This is a genomic window from Enterococcus sp. DIV0187, assembly GCF_051713785.1.
Lineage (GTDB): Bacteria > Bacillota > Bacilli > Lactobacillales > Enterococcaceae > Enterococcus_A > Enterococcus_A avium.
Window position 1 is genome coordinate 2,265,399 of sequence record NZ_JBIOQO010000001.1, and the last position, 13,719, is coordinate 2,279,117.

Sequence of the window (13,719 nt, forward strand, 5' to 3'; positions counted from 1 at the left end):
ACTCCATTTCTATTATTTATCTGTACGTATTTTTTCCAGCTTTGCCATTTCTTCCAAAAACTCTTTGATTCCGTCTTTTCCCGCGGTCATTGCGGCTTGATACATTGTTTCTAAATCCGCTCCAATCATTCGCTGATTAAAGGCTTCGACAATCATGGGAAGATTCACCCCTGAAATTAATCGATAGTGATGCTCCTTCAATTTGTTGAAGGACATAGCTGCTTGGTTATAGGGACTTGCAGAAAATAAATCGACGCAAACCAATACCCCATCACCTGTGTCCAGTTCGCAAATAGCCGTTTGAATCTTCTCTCCGAATTCGCCAATGTCATCCCCATGCTTTAATCCAAGCGTTTGATAATCTTCCTGCTCCCCCATGATAAGGCTCAAGCTGTCCATCAGACCTGTCGCCATCTCGCCATGCGTTACAATTACTATTCCTGTCATATTCTCACCTCATTCATTTAGCCCGTCGCACTTACCAATTGAAATGCATAACTGTTTTATTCCAGCCTGGATTTTCGACAAATTGCTCCATCACTCTTCTAAAATCTTCTCCTGTTGAAATCTCAACAATTTTCTCCGGCAATATTTTACTCAACGCACGTCGATAGTCTGGATTTTTCATGCCTTCAACAACTGCTTCAAAGTCCGCCGTTGACGATCGACTGCTGCCATGAGCGGTAATTCCTTTTTCCAAAATGTCTCGTGTATCAATTGGGACCAGCTCTTCAGTCACACCCATAAAAATGATATCCGCTAACGAATCTGCAATATCAATTGCTTGATTCAAAGCACTTTGACTAAATTTTCCGCCTGTGCATTCGATCAGTACATCAAACTTTTCTTTAGAATGCTTAAAATCATAAGACAGTACATTCTCTCTTCGAGCAAAATCGAAATGCGCCAACTTATCATCCGCTGCACCAAAGACAACAAAGCGTTCAGCAGTCACGCCGTACAGATATTTCAGCATAACAGCGGTGAAGTATCCCACAGGTCCATCACCAAAAAGGGCTACACGAGTATCTGTCTTTTTCAGCTTCTCCTGCACGTGGCTAAGAGCATGATGAGAAACAGACGAAAGCTCCGCTAAAACCGCGATTTCATTGGGAATTTCATCAGGGATACGCACCAGACATTCTTCTGGATGAACCAAGCAGCTTTGGGCCATACCATCATAGCCGCTTCCTAAAAAGGCATTTCCCTTTGAGTAATTCACAGGAATATCGGGCTTCTGATCAATCTCAGGATGCAAGATTTGTCCCGGTATATTGGGAACAACGACTACTCGATCCCCTTTTGAAAATTTTTCTGAACGGCTTTCCTTGACCACTGCGATCCCTTCATGCAGCAAAGCCATCGGCAACTTTTTAGCTAAAGCTTCAGGTCTTCGCAACCCTGCAAAATATCTTAAATCCGCATGGCAAATACTCGCATAGGTCGGCTCAACAGCCACCCAATTTGCAGGAAGACTTCTCGTTTTGTTCACCTCCTCAATTACACCAGGTTCCACCAAACTAAAAACTTTTGATTCAAGCATTTGTTTCATTCTTCCACTCCTATCACTCGTTTATGAGCGCTCGTATAAACTCTTTATTGCTCGTTTACGAGTATAGCATCAGAATACAGCTCTGTAAACGCTTTATTTTAAAAATATCAGAGCGCTATTAGTAAAACAGCTACAAATGAATCATTTGATTGGATATAAAAAAACAAAAAAATTGATTTTAAATTGTGAGGTCTTAAATCTATTTAGTTGCAGTCTCACTCGAATACGCTCGTTGATGCGTGCTTTTCATCTGTATGTATTGACACCTTCTATTATTTTCCCTAGACTGAGAAGTGAGAAAGTCTTTCAACGGTGGGGATTTTCACTGGGAAAGCGAGAGGATGAAGAAACATGCTAACAGGAGAGCGGAGAATAAAGCTGCTAGAAGCTATTGAAAATAAACAATTTATTTCTGTTGCCCAATTGTCAGAGATTTTTCAGGTTCATGAAACAACGATTCGGCGAGATTTAGATGAATTGGAGTCACAGGGACTTGTTGTTAGAATCCATGGCGGAGTGGTTCCTGCAAGTATCAAACAGGATGAGCCAGATTTTGAAGATCGGGCAACTGAAAATATGCTGGAAAAAACAAAAATCGGAAAATATGCGACAAATTATATAAAAAGCGGCGAAGCGATTATTTTAGATTCTGGTACCACCACCCTGCAAATCGCAAAAACCCTCAATGAAATGCCGCAGTTGCAAGACATTACGATTATCACCAATGATGTCAATATCGCTTCTGTTTTACGGTCCAATCGAGGAATCACCACCATCGTCACTGGAGGGACACTTTTCCACGACAGCTATATGCTCAACGGACAAATTGCTAATGAATCCCTGCAGCAATTAAGTGTCGATAAGGCCTTTATTGCTACGCCTGCACTTAATGTTGAAAAGGGCTTAACCCATTTCAATGAATTATTGATCGCCACCAAAAAAAATATGATTGACGCTGCTGCAAAAAAAATCGTCGTTACCGATCACACAAAAATCGGCCGACGAGCGCTGTATACGTTTCTTCCGATTGATCAAATCGACTTACTCATTACAGATAATCAGACAGATAAGAAACTAATTGATGAAATGTATAAAAACGGAATCATCCGTATCGAAAGTATTTAGCTTCCTTACAAAAATTGGCGTCTATAACAAAAGAAGCAAAGAATTGAGGAGTATATTTTCCTCATTCTTTGCTTTTTCTACTCATCAAGCTGTTAGTATCCAATTCTAACTATCCCACACCTGATCCTGCATAATCCCTGCTGCCTTCAGAAACATGCAAGTAACAATTGGACCCACAAAGGTAAAGCCTCTTTTCTTCATATCTTTGGCGATCACCGTTGCTTCAGGCAATGTATTCGGAACTTCCTCTGCCGTCTCGTACTCATGGAGGACTGGCACCCCACCTACGAAATCCCATAAATAGTCAGCAAAACTATCATAGTCGTTTAACAGCAGCACGATAGCTCGCGCATTTTGGACAACCGCTTTAATTTTTCGCCGATTCTGGATCATTTCCGGATCTTTGGCAATCTGTTCAATATCTTCAGGAAAAAAAGCCGCCACTTTGCGAAAATCCATTCCACAAAAATTTCTTTCGAAGACTTCCCGTTTACTTGCTGCTGCCTGCCAGCTTAATCCTGCTTGAAAAACGCCCACAGTTAACAATAAAAACAGCATCCGATCATCATGTGTCGGCTCGCCCCACCGATCACTGTACCATTGAGATTTACTCACTGCCTCACCTCCATTTTTAGTTCACTTTAATTCAGCACACTTAACATTCCTGATAAACAGTAAAAAGCAACAAAAATGCTGACCCTTCAGCCAGCATTTTCACTACATTTCTTTGTGGCAAACGGCCTCAATATTGTATCCATCGGGATCAAAGATAAAGGCACCGTAATAATTCTCGTGATAATGAGGTCGTACACCCGGCGCTCCATTATCTGCTCCGCCGGCCCTCATCGCTGCTTCATAAAAGCGATCGACCGTTGTACGATCAGATGCGCTAAACGCCAAATGGATCTTGCTTGGTTCGCTTTTGACGATCCATATATCTCCTCCTTCTGCCCCAAAACAAACACCATGGTCCATCTCGAATTTTACCTGATAGCCTAATGGTTCCAAAGCTTCCTTATAAAACACCTTACTCTTTTCCAAATCGCTGACACCAATACTTAAATGATCAATCATGTACTGCACCTTCCTTTTACCATTGTTAGCTTTAAGTATAACTGAAAAGAAAGCGCCTACCAAGTCGAATTATTGAGGAATAAGGACACGGATGCTTACAATAGTTCACCGTAACGACGAATATAAATCCGTTTAACTACAGTCACTAAAGCCAAGTAAAGAACCATTGTGACAAACAACCATAACCAATAGTTTCCTGGCAATGGCAGCATCCCTAAGTTTCTGCCAAAATTAGTGAACGGCACGATTGTTCCTACAGCGATTCCTAAAGTGGTAATAGCAATCATACTGAATGAGGCCCGACTTTGCAAAAACGGCACTTTCGGAGTCCGCAACGCATGCAGCACCATCGTTTGCGTCCAAAGTGATTCCACGAACCAGCCGGCATGGAAAATCGCAATAAAGGTCGCCTGTTGTGCTGGACTCAAGGTGTGGTAGCTGCCGCCTAGCATTGCTGGGCAAATGACAAAGTACATTAATAGATAAGTCGTGATATCAAAAACTGAACTAGTTGGTCCAATCCAAAGCATAAACTTGCCAATATTGGCCGAGATCCAACTTTTTGGTTCATCCAAATACTCTTTGTCCATATGATCCCACGGAATCGAAATACAAGAAATATCGTAGATCATATTCAAAAATAGCAGTTGCAATGGCAGCATTGGCAAGAAGGGCAGGAACGTACTAGCAATTAAGACAGAGAACATGTTACCGAAGTTCGAGCTGGCAGTTGCTTTGATATATTTCATAATATTGCCAAAGGTTTCTCTGCCTGAAACGATTCCCCGTTCCAAGACCATCAAATCCTTTTCCAGTAAGATCACGTCTGCAGATTCCTTCGCAATATCAACAGCGGTATCCACGGAAATTCCAACATCGGCTGCCTTCATCGCAGGAGCGTCATTGATGCCGTCTCCTAAGAAGCCGACGGTATGTCCATTTTTCTTTAATGCGTGGGTGATGCGTTGCTTTTGCTGAGGATTCAGTTTGACAAAGACATTGTATTTTTCTGCGATGTCAGCTAATTGTACTTCGTTTAGATTGGCGATTTGTTCACCTGTAACTAATTCTTCTGATTCCAAACCAACTTGTTTGCAGACAGATTTCGTAACCAGCGCATTGTCGCCTGTCAGCACCTTGACTCCCACGCCATGTTTCTTCAGTGTTTCTAAAGCTTGCTTCGTCGTTTCCTTTGGCGGATCTAAAAAGGCCAAGTACCCAATTAGGACCATCTGCGACTCATCCGATACCGAGAATTCGCCGACGACACTTGGATTGGTTTTTTGTGCCACCCCTAATACCCGCAAGCCATCGCTGTTTAGTTCTTTTACTTTTTCTAGAACCTCTTGTTTTGCTTTTTCTGTTAATGGTATGACCTTCCCCTTAAAATCAACGAAGCTCGAGATTCGCAGCATTTCCTCAATTGCACCTTTTGTGATCATTTGAGTCTTGCCATCATTGTCCGCTACAACCACACTCATACGGCGACGGTCAAAATCAAATGGAATCTCATCGACCTTTTGATAATTGATTTTAGTCGTATCCAATTCATTCTTCGCAGCATCAATAATCGCGACATCCATCAAATTTTTCAATCCAGTTTGATAATAGCTGTTTAAATATGCGTGACGTAAAACCCGTGAATCTTCCTTCCCATCACAATCTAAATGATATTCCAAAATGATTTTATCCTGAGTCAACGTTCCAGTCTTATCCGTACAAAGTACATCAACAGCGCCGAAATTTTGAATCGAATTGATATTTTTAATAACCGTTCCCTTTTTCGCCATTCTTGAGGCACCCTTGACCAGATTGGTGGTTACGATCATCGGCAGCATTTCAGGTGTCAATCCTACAGCCACAGATAAACCGAACAGAAAAGCCTCCATCCAATCCCCCTTAGTCAGCCCATTAATCACGATGACCGTTGGCGCCATGAGCGCCATAAATTTGATAAAAATGAACGAAGTTTTCTTGATTCCCAATTCAAAATTTGTCAAGTCAGGCTTGGTACTCAAGGATTTTGCCACATCGCCAAACAACGTTCGATTCCCCGTTGCGATTACAACTCCTTCCGCACTCCCGCTAATGACATTGCTTCCCATAAAGACCATATTTTCGTAACTTGTCTCAGAATCTTGGGCTTCAATTTGACTCTCCGCTCTTTTTTCAACTGGATAGCTTTCCCCAGTCAAAGCCGATTGAGAAACAAATAAATCTTTTGTGACTGTTAACCGGACATCCGCTGGAATCATATCACCGGCAGATAATTTAACGACATCTCCACAGACAATTTCCTCGATGGGAAGCTCAAGGAATTGATTTTTCCGACGAACGGTCGCTGTGACTTTTACTAAAGATTTCAACTTTTCAGCAGCATGATTCGAACGAACTGATTGGATCAAGGTCATTGTTCCGCTAATAATAACCATCGTAAAAATAATAGCACTGCCAAAATAATCGCGGTCTGCCGGAGCCGCCATTAATACATCAGTCGTAATCGAGGTTAATCCTAGACCAATTAATACCAAGGTAAAGGGCGTGATATACGCTTTTAGCACCTCCAAAATGAAAGGCGTCTTTTTGCCATAAGAGATCTTGTTATCCCCGTATCGCTCTCTAGCAATGCTGGCTTGTTTTTCTGATAACCCCTTTTTTGATGTATGAAAGGTCTCAAAAACATTCGCCACTGTTTTTCTAGCAAATAAATCATAATTAACCTTTTGGTTATTTTTCGTTACTTTTTCCACTGTTCTTTCCTTCTCTCCAAAAAAAATTCGCCATAATCCTATCCCAATCATTAGGTATAAAAGAATATTTCCGAATGTTTTCATTTTTTTGCGCCTCCTATTGTGGGCTCACGGAGAGATGAAGGGGCTAAAAACAAATAGACAAGAATAATTTGCCAATGCCCCGTTCCTCTATCATCCATAAACCCGTTCTTCGCGAACTACTGTCGTCCATTTGTTTTCATCTCCTTTGTGGTTATTCGACTCAATGGTTGTCGAATTTCTTTCTTAAAAATTTTCAAAATCAATTGGTCTTCTTGATACTCATATGGCAGCTCTTGGTAAGCCAGCTTTTCATAAAAGCCCCAGGCCTGCTTTCTGCCTGTTAAGAAAATAGTCGAAAAGCCTAATCTTTCCGCAATCTCTTCTGCATAGATCATCAAATTCTTCCCAAGACTCTTTCCTTGAGTCAGCGGTTCGATCGCAACCTGCTTGATCTGAACAAATGCGTTTGATACAGGATGCAGCAGCAACGTTCCCACTACTTCATCTCCTTGCCGCACGACCAAATGAATATCCTGCTTTTCTTCAATCGGTGCCTCGAACAAATACGCCTTTCCCGCACTTTCCTTCAACACCCGATTTCGAAGCATCAAGGCTTCCCGGTAAAATAAACTGTTCCATCTCGTTAGCATATACACTGTTTTACCATGATAATTCCTCCTTTGTTTTTGATTGAAAATAAAATAGACGGTTGGTGAGAACTAGCTCCATGAAAGAAAGCCATGCCGTCGAGAACAAGTAGCTCGGCGATGTGAAACTGCAGAAAGTTGAACTCGCAGCTAGTTCATTTTAATGAATCCATTTTTCTAAAAAGCAGAAAAATGAGTTGAGTTTCACCACGCATATCATCGTGCTAAGCATCTTCAGCTACAATTTGTTAAAAATTTCTTTTAAAACTGTCATCACTAAGTCAAACTGCGAAAAGCACGACTGACAAAAAAGGCCTTTCGCTCTAAAAAACTCAGCGAAAGGCCTTAACAAATCCATCTTAAAAAGACAAATATTCTTATCGATCTAATCGTTGAGTTTTGGCACTATACAACGTAAAGACAAACATCTTAGCTACCTTAAGAAAAGCCTTGTATTCGACAATTCCTGTTCTACCCATTGGCGTCTCTCGACATTTTTGGGCAGTAGCCTGTGTTTGTATAGGAGCCTCACCTAACAAATCATATTTTATTTTTCTTTTCAAAATTTAACAAAATGAATGAACATTGTCAACTATAATCAGTTAAAAAGTTGTTAAATATAATAATACTCTATAAAAAAACGCATATTATATTTAATAATCCCTGGCAATTAACCTTTTCGTATGCTTTTACTGAATACTCAATTCCAAAAACTTTACGATATTTCATTTTTTGAAAAAGCGAACTTTAATCAATTATAAAAGATTTTTGTATAGCTAAATAAATAGTAACCCTGAAAAATAAATTTTATCTTTCGTGTTTACATTGAATTGACGAATGATCGAGGCAGTGGCAGATTCGAGAAAAAAAGTGAACATCTCCTTCATGATAGAATAAAATTAGCTTATAAATAAGCAACTGATTGCCGATTATCAATCTGATCTTTTCCCACAATTGTTGGCGATTCAAAACAACAAAAGATTTGCTTAAAAAAACAGGGCCCAATCATATGATTGAGTCCTGCTTTTTTTAAATATTTCTTTGCAAGTCTTCATAGAAGGCAGCTTTAGTAGCGGATATATAAGGTGCCACCCATAGATAGGCGATGCCCGCTGTTAAAGCAGTCAGCAGGTACCAGCCGATAAACGTTAGATCCAGCCAAAACAAACGGCCCTTGTGGCCAATCATTAAGTGGCGACTGGCAGTAATTGTGTCTAACACTTTCGGTTTCTCCCCTGTTTGTTGAAGCTGATCATAATAGATAAAATAGCTTTGCGAATACGCATAGGCTTTTACGATCCCAGGAATAATGAATAGGAATGTCCATAATGTCGTGAAAATATTCGTAAATAGTGCTAATAGAACTACACCGCCGAGGAATGCTCCTTGAAATCCACGAAACGCGTCCTTCATCGGTTCGATCTGCGTCCGTTCACCTCTTAGCAAATCAAGATACGTCCAAGAGATTCCGCTCATAAACAATGCGCTGATAATTGATGAAACTAAACTTGTTCCACCGCCGCTGGCATTATTTTGCTGATACTCTGAAACAGAAGTAATCACGCCGTCACTTGATCCATGAATGAAAAACCAGATTAATCCCGATAATACCACAAAGAACATCACAGCTACAGTTAATAATGTCGGAATCAGATTTAGAATAACTGCTTGTCCCCATTTACCTCTCAAAGCATCCTTCGCTTCTGCCTTTAATTCAGCAGTCGTTTTCATAATTGAATAACCCCTCTCTTTATTCAATAGTTTAATATACTGTAAATATTTTAGAAAGTCATTCAAACAAACTTGTCCAAAATTAGTTTACTTGATGCAGCATTTTCCAAAATTCAGCCAATATCCGGGATTGATATCGACTTTTACGAACCAGAGCAGTAATGTCATTGGTCAGCTGCCAATCTGTAATCTTGACCTCGGTCAGTTTTCCTAGCAAAATCTCCTCCTTCACTAGACGGTACGGCAATACCGATAAACCAAAGCCTGCTTTAACAGCTGAAACCAAAGCCTGCGAATCGACACTTTCCCAAATCGGAAAAGGCTTGAAGCCCTGTAAAACAACAAAGGATTCAAAGGCTTCACGAACAGCGCTACCTCTTTCACGCAATAAAAGCGGACGTTGCAAAAGTTCTGGCAAACTAAGCTGCTCTTCAGCGAAATCTGGTGCCGCCACTACACACAACTGATAATCTGCGATCTTTTTTGCTTGAAAGGAAGCTTGCTGGACCTTGCCTTCAATAAAGGCAAGATCAACCTCGCCAGTTTCTAAACGAGCAATCGATTCTGAAGCAGGAAAAACCTGAACGTTAAAATGAGCCTCTGGGTGATTCACGCTAAATCGCCGCAATAGCTGCGGCAGCTCTGTCTGAGCATACGTAATACAGGAGGCGATTTTCAATGGCGGCTGCTTCTCTAAATCAGACAAACGTGCTTCGACAGACTCAAACTCCTCAATGATCGGTTGAATCTCTCGCAAAAGCAATTCTCCCGCAGGAGTGAGCTTCACACTGCGATGTAGTCGTTCAAAAAGCTGCGTGCCCGCTTCTTCTTCTAAATCTTTGATCGCATGAGAAACAGCTGATTGCGTCAAAAATAAGTTCGTTGCTGCTTTGGTAAAATTATTCGTTTTCGCGATCTCACGAAATATCACACATTGTTTATAGTTCATAAGGTTTCCTCTTCTCATGAATAGCATTCATACCTATACCCCAATACTATCATTTCACACATACCAAACCAAGCCTTATACTAGAGAGAAAGCAAGAAAGGGTGGCAGCATGACAAAACTTAAACATTACTTATGGCTGGCTTCGATCAGTCTATTTATCAGCACCTTTACTTTTGGTGGCGGTTATGTGGTCGTTCCCATGATTCGCAAGTATTATGTTGAAAAAAAACGACTATTCTCCAATGATGAATTAATGGAGATGGCGGCTGTCGCGCAATCCTCACCAGGAGCCATCGCCATCAATCTAAGTGTTTTGGCAGGAAAAAAAGTGGCAGGACTACCTGGAGTTTTCATTAACGCGATTTGTTCGATCATCCCGCCTTTAGTGATCTTGGGATTAATCTCTAACTGGTACGCCGCATTCGCCGCAAACGTAACGGTGATGGCCGTTCTAAAAGGCATGCAGGCTTGTGTCACCGCTTTGATCATCGATATTGTTATTGATATGTATCAGCTGATTCGGCAAGAAAGCTCTAGACTACTACGCCTATTGGTTCCAATTTCTTTTGTAGCTAATGCCATTTTTAATTTAAACGTGATCTATATTCTATTTTTCAGCGTTGGACTTTGTTTACTCGATACCTATTTTCAACAAACAAGGGAGGCTTCCTAATGCAATTATTTTTGACCTTTCTCAAAATCGGGCTATTCAGTATCGGTGGCGGCTATGCCATTATTCCCGTGATTCAAGAACAGGTAGTTCATCAGCAGGGCTGGCTAAGTGAGAAAGTTTTTAGTGATATTATCACTATCTCGCAGATGACCCCTGGACCGCTTGGCAGTCAATACATCGACCTTTGTAGGCATGCAGATTAACGGAATTTCCGGTGCGATTGTCGCTACCATTGGCTGTATTTTAGGCGGCTGTGTAATCTCCATTAGCCTATATCAGTTTTTCCAAAAGCATAACGACTCTATCTATGTGGCAGCGGCTCTGAAAAGCCTAAAAGCTTCTTCTGTCGGCTTGATCATGTCGGCGGGCTTTACCATTCTTTTATTGGCCTTCTTCGGAACATCCGACTTTTCCAGCAATCTGCTCTTACAATTTGATTGGAGAGCTGCGATTTTATTCACTGCTTCATTGATCATTCTGCGAAAATTCAAACCCAATCCCATTGTCTTGATGTGTGTGGCAGGACTTGCAGGGTTCTTGCTCTATCAGTAGGTGGGTATTGATTAGAACCTCTCTAGCTTTTTATCTAGCTACAAGAAAATAAGTTACATTTATCTATTTAAGATTTAAGCTACTGATTTAAACTACTTTAATGGAATGGAATAGCTAATGGCTGTTTGCTTTGGTATATCTGATTTCGTGGATTTTTTTGGTATTTCTTTCTTCATCTGACTGTGACAATGTGACGTATATCATCATCGAACAATGAAGTATTTTCGGCTTAGAATAACTTGCCGTCTCCTAATAAAGCAATTTCAAATTTTCCTTCCATCACTTCCTCTTCATTCCTCGCTGCAAACTAATCAGAATTATATCTTACACAGAGGTTAAGAAAGCTTTGACTCACCTTTATTTGTCGGTGTTTAAACAAAAATCATAAAATTTTCTTATCACAGGAACTTCTAAGTTGTGTTTTTTTACTGCTAAATAAACGTTTCTGTCTTCTAGGTGGTTTTTAATTTCGATTTTTTTAACTGGATAAGAAGTGATCGAAGGAATATCAGGCATTAAAGCAATTCCATAACCTTCACCAACAAATCCTAAAATACTATGATCTTCTTCCAGTTCGCACTGAACAGTCAGCGCTATATCTAGCTCTTTCAATTGACGATCTAAATACGGACGCAGTCCACTTTGTTTCCCATAATATACATAGGGATAAGTTAATGTCTCTTCGATTTCAACACTCTTATTTTTTGACAGAGGATGATGTAATGGAACAACTAATACTAGCTTTTCACGGGTCAAACGTTGAAAAATTAGATCGCTGTCTTCACTAATCTTCGAACAAATACCTATGTCGATCGTATCATCTAATAACATTTTTATGATTTTATTAGAATTTCCTTGATGAAAAAGAAACTTAATCCTTTTGTTTTCTTTTTTTTGCTGAAATGTTTGAATTAGTTTGGGTACAAGAGTTGAACCCATCGTATAAATAAATCCAAACTCGATTTCGCCAAAAAATGGATCTATAATCTCTTGTAGTCGTTGCTGCCCTTCATCTATTTTTTGAAGTGCTGGTTGGACATATTCGTAAAAGATCCTACCTTGTCGGGTCAAGCGAATATTTCGTCCCTTTTTTTCAAATAGAGCAATGCCTAACTCTTGTTCTAAAGTGGTCATTGCATGACTCACGTTTGGCTGTGAAGTATTAGCCAATTCAGCTGCTTTGGTCATATGCTCGCTTTGCGCGAGTAAAATAAAAAATTCTAATTGCCTTAAATTCATTTTTCCACCTCATTCAATAAATAGATTTTATCAATTTTATCAAAATAAAGCATTAGTTTTAATGATACAAATGACCTAGTATTAAGGTATAATCAAGTGAATAAAATCACATGAGGAGAATTTTTATGAAACCTACAAAATATCGTCTATTAATTGGGAGTCTCTATTTTAACTACATCTTTCAAGGAATGGCTGCCATTATCCTTTCACAAAATATGACTGAATTAAAAAATCAATGGCAAGCAAGTACCACGCAAGTCACTCTAGTAATGAGTGCAATTGGTTTTGGAAGAATCCTTAGTCTCTATTTCTCTGGGTATTTTTCCGATACTTTTGGTCGTCGAAAAACTGTCATTATCGCCATTTTATCTTACGCTCTTTTCTTTTTTGGCGTTTTATACAGCCCAAATTATCAAACAGCATTTTTCTTCGCAATGTTTGGCGGAGTCAGTAATGCTTTTTTAGATACTAGTACATACCCTACATTGGTAGAAGCTTATCCAGATGAAAAAACCAACAGCTCACTAAGCGTCTTAAATAAAGCATTTATTTCTTTAGGGCAATTTATTTTGCCTTTTATTACTCGTTTTCTTCTAAAAGAAGAGCTATTTTTCGGCTGGCCTTTTATTCTTTGCGCCGTTTGCTTGTTGGCTAATTTGGGCTATCTAGCTTTTGCTAAATTCCCTCCCCTAAGTTCATTACCCACAGAAATCGTTGACGAACCAATATCTTCCTCAAGCAAAATTATCAATCGAGGAATTTTTAAAATTGATGGAATTGCTTTATTAGTTTTCTCTTTCGTCTCAGTTTCTATTTTTAATATTTTTATTCTTTGGATTCCACAATACGCTGAAGCCATGCATGTCGCTTCCCACGAAAACAGTCTGATTTTTGTTAGCCTCTACAGCGTTGGATCATTTGTCTCTGTTTTTTTCACATCCGGAATTGTGAAAAAAGGTGTAAGCATCCCGAAATTAATTAGTTTTTGTGTTGCAATTTCTGGCTTATCACTAGTTTGGATGCTACTTTCGCCTAGTTTTATTTCAACTGTTATAGCTGCGTTAGCAATCGGAATTTTTGCCGCTGGTGGAATTTGGCAGTTAGGACTCGCTCTAATGTTGGAACTTTTTCCTAGTAGAAAAGGTCGCTATACTAGTTATTACTCCTTGGCAACCTCGACGTCTGTTATGATAACCCCATACATCACCGGTATTATAAGCAACAAGGGGATGGAATACGTTTTTTGGTTTGATGTATTTTTAATTTTATTAGGTTTTATCGCCTCACTGGTTATTCAGCAACGCTACAAATTTCTTAATTTGGAAAAACCTATTAAAAACTAAATGATAAATTTTATTTATGATTAACATAGATATAAAGCATTAGATTTTATAAATTTCTTC

The 13,719-nt window shown here is 39.6% G+C and carries 14 protein-coding genes and 1 riboswitch; of the genes, 5 read left to right on the plus strand and 9 right to left on the minus strand.

The window, feature by feature from the left end; genetic code table 11:
• Positions 1 to 12: 12 nt before the first annotated feature.
• Together IGI52_RS11080 and IGI52_RS11085 are read right to left on the minus strand one after the other, a co-directional pair.
• Positions 13 to 447 (minus strand): PTS sugar transporter subunit IIA, encoded by a 435-nt coding sequence (locus IGI52_RS11080; RefSeq protein ID WP_438781293.1) that lies wholly within the window; start codon positions 445 to 447, stop codon positions 13 to 15.
• Between the two features lie 31 nt (positions 448 to 478).
• On the minus strand, positions 479 to 1,552 hold the full coding sequence (locus IGI52_RS11085; RefSeq protein WP_438781294.1) for an alcohol dehydrogenase catalytic domain-containing protein: 1,074 nt from the start codon (positions 1,550 to 1,552) through the stop codon (positions 479 to 481).
• Between the two features lie 351 nt (positions 1,553 to 1,903).
• On the opposite strand from IGI52_RS11085, the gene IGI52_RS11090 reads away from it, so the two are divergent.
• Entirely contained in the window at positions 1,904 to 2,677 is a 774-nt protein-coding gene (locus IGI52_RS11090; RefSeq protein WP_016179692.1) for a DeoR/GlpR family DNA-binding transcription regulator, read from the plus strand.
• Positions 2,678 to 2,782: 105 nt separating this feature from the next.
• Here IGI52_RS11090 and IGI52_RS11095 read toward each other — a convergent pair whose 3' ends face one another.
• The 6 genes from IGI52_RS11095 to IGI52_RS11120 all read right to left on the minus strand — a co-directional run bounded on the left by IGI52_RS11095 (position 2,783) and on the right by IGI52_RS11120 (position 9,852).
• Positions 2,783 to 3,292 carry a DNA-3-methyladenine glycosylase I gene (locus tag IGI52_RS11095; protein WP_216410411.1) on the minus strand — a complete coding sequence of 170 codons (510 nt, stop codon included), beginning with the start codon at positions 3,290 to 3,292 and terminating at the stop codon, positions 2,783 to 2,785.
• A gap of 102 nt (positions 3,293 to 3,394) precedes the next feature.
• Complete coding sequence (locus tag IGI52_RS11100) at positions 3,395 to 3,751, minus strand: VOC family protein (protein WP_176674971.1); 357 nt, start codon at positions 3,749 to 3,751, stop codon at positions 3,395 to 3,397.
• 95 nt (positions 3,752 to 3,846) lie between these two features.
• Positions 3,847 to 6,501: a magnesium-translocating P-type ATPase gene (gene mgtA / locus IGI52_RS11105; RefSeq protein ID WP_438782246.1), complete on the minus strand. Its 2,655-nt coding sequence runs from the start codon at positions 6,499 to 6,501 to the stop codon at positions 3,847 to 3,849.
• Between the two features lie 200 nt (positions 6,502 to 6,701).
• Entirely contained in the window at positions 6,702 to 7,133 is a 432-nt protein-coding gene (locus IGI52_RS11110) for a GNAT family N-acetyltransferase (RefSeq protein ID WP_048717797.1), read from the minus strand.
• 416 nt (positions 7,134 to 7,549) lie between these two features.
• Positions 7,550 to 7,719, minus strand: a riboswitch (M-box (ykoK) riboswitch).
• A 482-nt stretch (positions 7,720 to 8,201) separates the two neighbouring features.
• Positions 8,202 to 8,903: a DUF975 family protein gene (locus tag IGI52_RS11115; protein ID WP_016179686.1), complete on the minus strand. Its 702-nt coding sequence runs from the start codon at positions 8,901 to 8,903 to the stop codon at positions 8,202 to 8,204.
• A gap of 82 nt (positions 8,904 to 8,985) precedes the next feature.
• Positions 8,986 to 9,852, minus strand: a complete 867-nt coding sequence (locus tag IGI52_RS11120) for a LysR family transcriptional regulator (protein ID WP_438781295.1) — start codon at positions 9,850 to 9,852, stop codon at positions 8,986 to 8,988.
• 109 nt (positions 9,853 to 9,961) lie between these two features.
• Between IGI52_RS11120 and IGI52_RS11125 the strand changes: the two genes are divergently transcribed.
• Genes IGI52_RS11125 through IGI52_RS11135 form a run of 3 tightly spaced genes read left to right on the plus strand, consistent with a single transcriptional unit; the run spans position 9,962 to position 11,077 of the window.
• Entirely contained in the window at positions 9,962 to 10,525 is a 564-nt protein-coding gene (locus tag IGI52_RS11125) for a chromate transporter (protein ID WP_034875574.1), read from the plus strand.
• On the plus strand, positions 10,525 to 10,728 hold the full coding sequence (locus IGI52_RS11130; RefSeq protein ID WP_438781296.1) for a chromate transporter: 204 nt from the start codon (positions 10,525 to 10,527) through the stop codon (positions 10,726 to 10,728). Before IGI52_RS11125 ends, IGI52_RS11130 begins: the two co-directional genes overlap by 1 nt.
• Positions 10,718 to 11,077: a chromate transporter gene (locus IGI52_RS11135; RefSeq protein WP_438781297.1), complete on the plus strand. Its 360-nt coding sequence runs from the start codon at positions 10,718 to 10,720 to the stop codon at positions 11,075 to 11,077. The genes IGI52_RS11130 and IGI52_RS11135 overlap by 11 nt, the downstream gene beginning before the upstream one ends.
• Before the next feature lie 357 nt (positions 11,078 to 11,434).
• Here IGI52_RS11135 and IGI52_RS11140 read toward each other — a convergent pair whose 3' ends face one another.
• Entirely contained in the window at positions 11,435 to 12,316 is an 882-nt protein-coding gene (locus tag IGI52_RS11140; protein ID WP_438781298.1) for a LysR family transcriptional regulator, read from the minus strand.
• 125 nt (positions 12,317 to 12,441) lie between these two features.
• Between IGI52_RS11140 and IGI52_RS11145 the strand changes: the two genes are divergently transcribed.
• Positions 12,442 to 13,659, plus strand: coding sequence for an MFS transporter (locus tag IGI52_RS11145; protein WP_172702799.1), 1,218 nt, complete (start codon positions 12,442 to 12,444; stop codon positions 13,657 to 13,659).
• Positions 13,660 to 13,719: the final 60 nt, after the last annotated feature.

Bases quoted from the DNA above. Each gene is read 5' to 3' on its own strand.
- IGI52_RS11080 (WP_438781293.1), bottom strand. From the start codon at position 447: ATGACAGGAATAGTAATTGTAACGCATGGCGAGATGGCGACAGGTCTG.
- IGI52_RS11090 (WP_016179692.1), top strand. From the start codon at position 1,904: ATGCTAACAGGAGAGCGGAGAATAAAGCTGCTAGAAGCTATTGAAAAT.
- IGI52_RS11130 (WP_438781296.1), top strand. From the start codon at position 10,525: ATGCAATTATTTTTGACCTTTCTCAAAATCGGGCTATTCAGTATCGGT.
- IGI52_RS11145 (WP_172702799.1), top strand. From the start codon at position 12,442: ATGAAACCTACAAAATATCGTCTATTAATTGGGAGTCTCTATTTTAAC.
- IGI52_RS11125 (WP_034875574.1), top strand. From the start codon at position 9,962: ATGACAAAACTTAAACATTACTTATGGCTGGCTTCGATCAGTCTATTT.
- IGI52_RS11135 (WP_438781297.1), top strand. From the start codon at position 10,718: ATGCAGATTAACGGAATTTCCGGTGCGATTGTCGCTACCATTGGCTGT.
- IGI52_RS11115 (WP_016179686.1), bottom strand. From the start codon at position 8,903: ATGAAAACGACTGCTGAATTAAAGGCAGAAGCGAAGGATGCTTTGAGA.
- IGI52_RS11110 (WP_048717797.1), bottom strand. From the start codon at position 7,133: ATGCTTCGAAATCGGGTGTTGAAGGAAAGTGCGGGAAAGGCGTATTTG.
- IGI52_RS11100 (WP_176674971.1), bottom strand. From the start codon at position 3,751: ATGATTGATCATTTAAGTATTGGTGTCAGCGATTTGGAAAAGAGTAAG.
- IGI52_RS11120 (WP_438781295.1), bottom strand. From the start codon at position 9,852: ATGAACTATAAACAATGTGTGATATTTCGTGAGATCGCGAAAACGAAT.
- IGI52_RS11140 (WP_438781298.1), bottom strand. From the start codon at position 12,316: ATGAATTTAAGGCAATTAGAATTTTTTATTTTACTCGCGCAAAGCGAG.
- IGI52_RS11085 (WP_438781294.1), bottom strand. From the start codon at position 1,552: ATGAAACAAATGCTTGAATCAAAAGTTTTTAGTTTGGTGGAACCTGGT.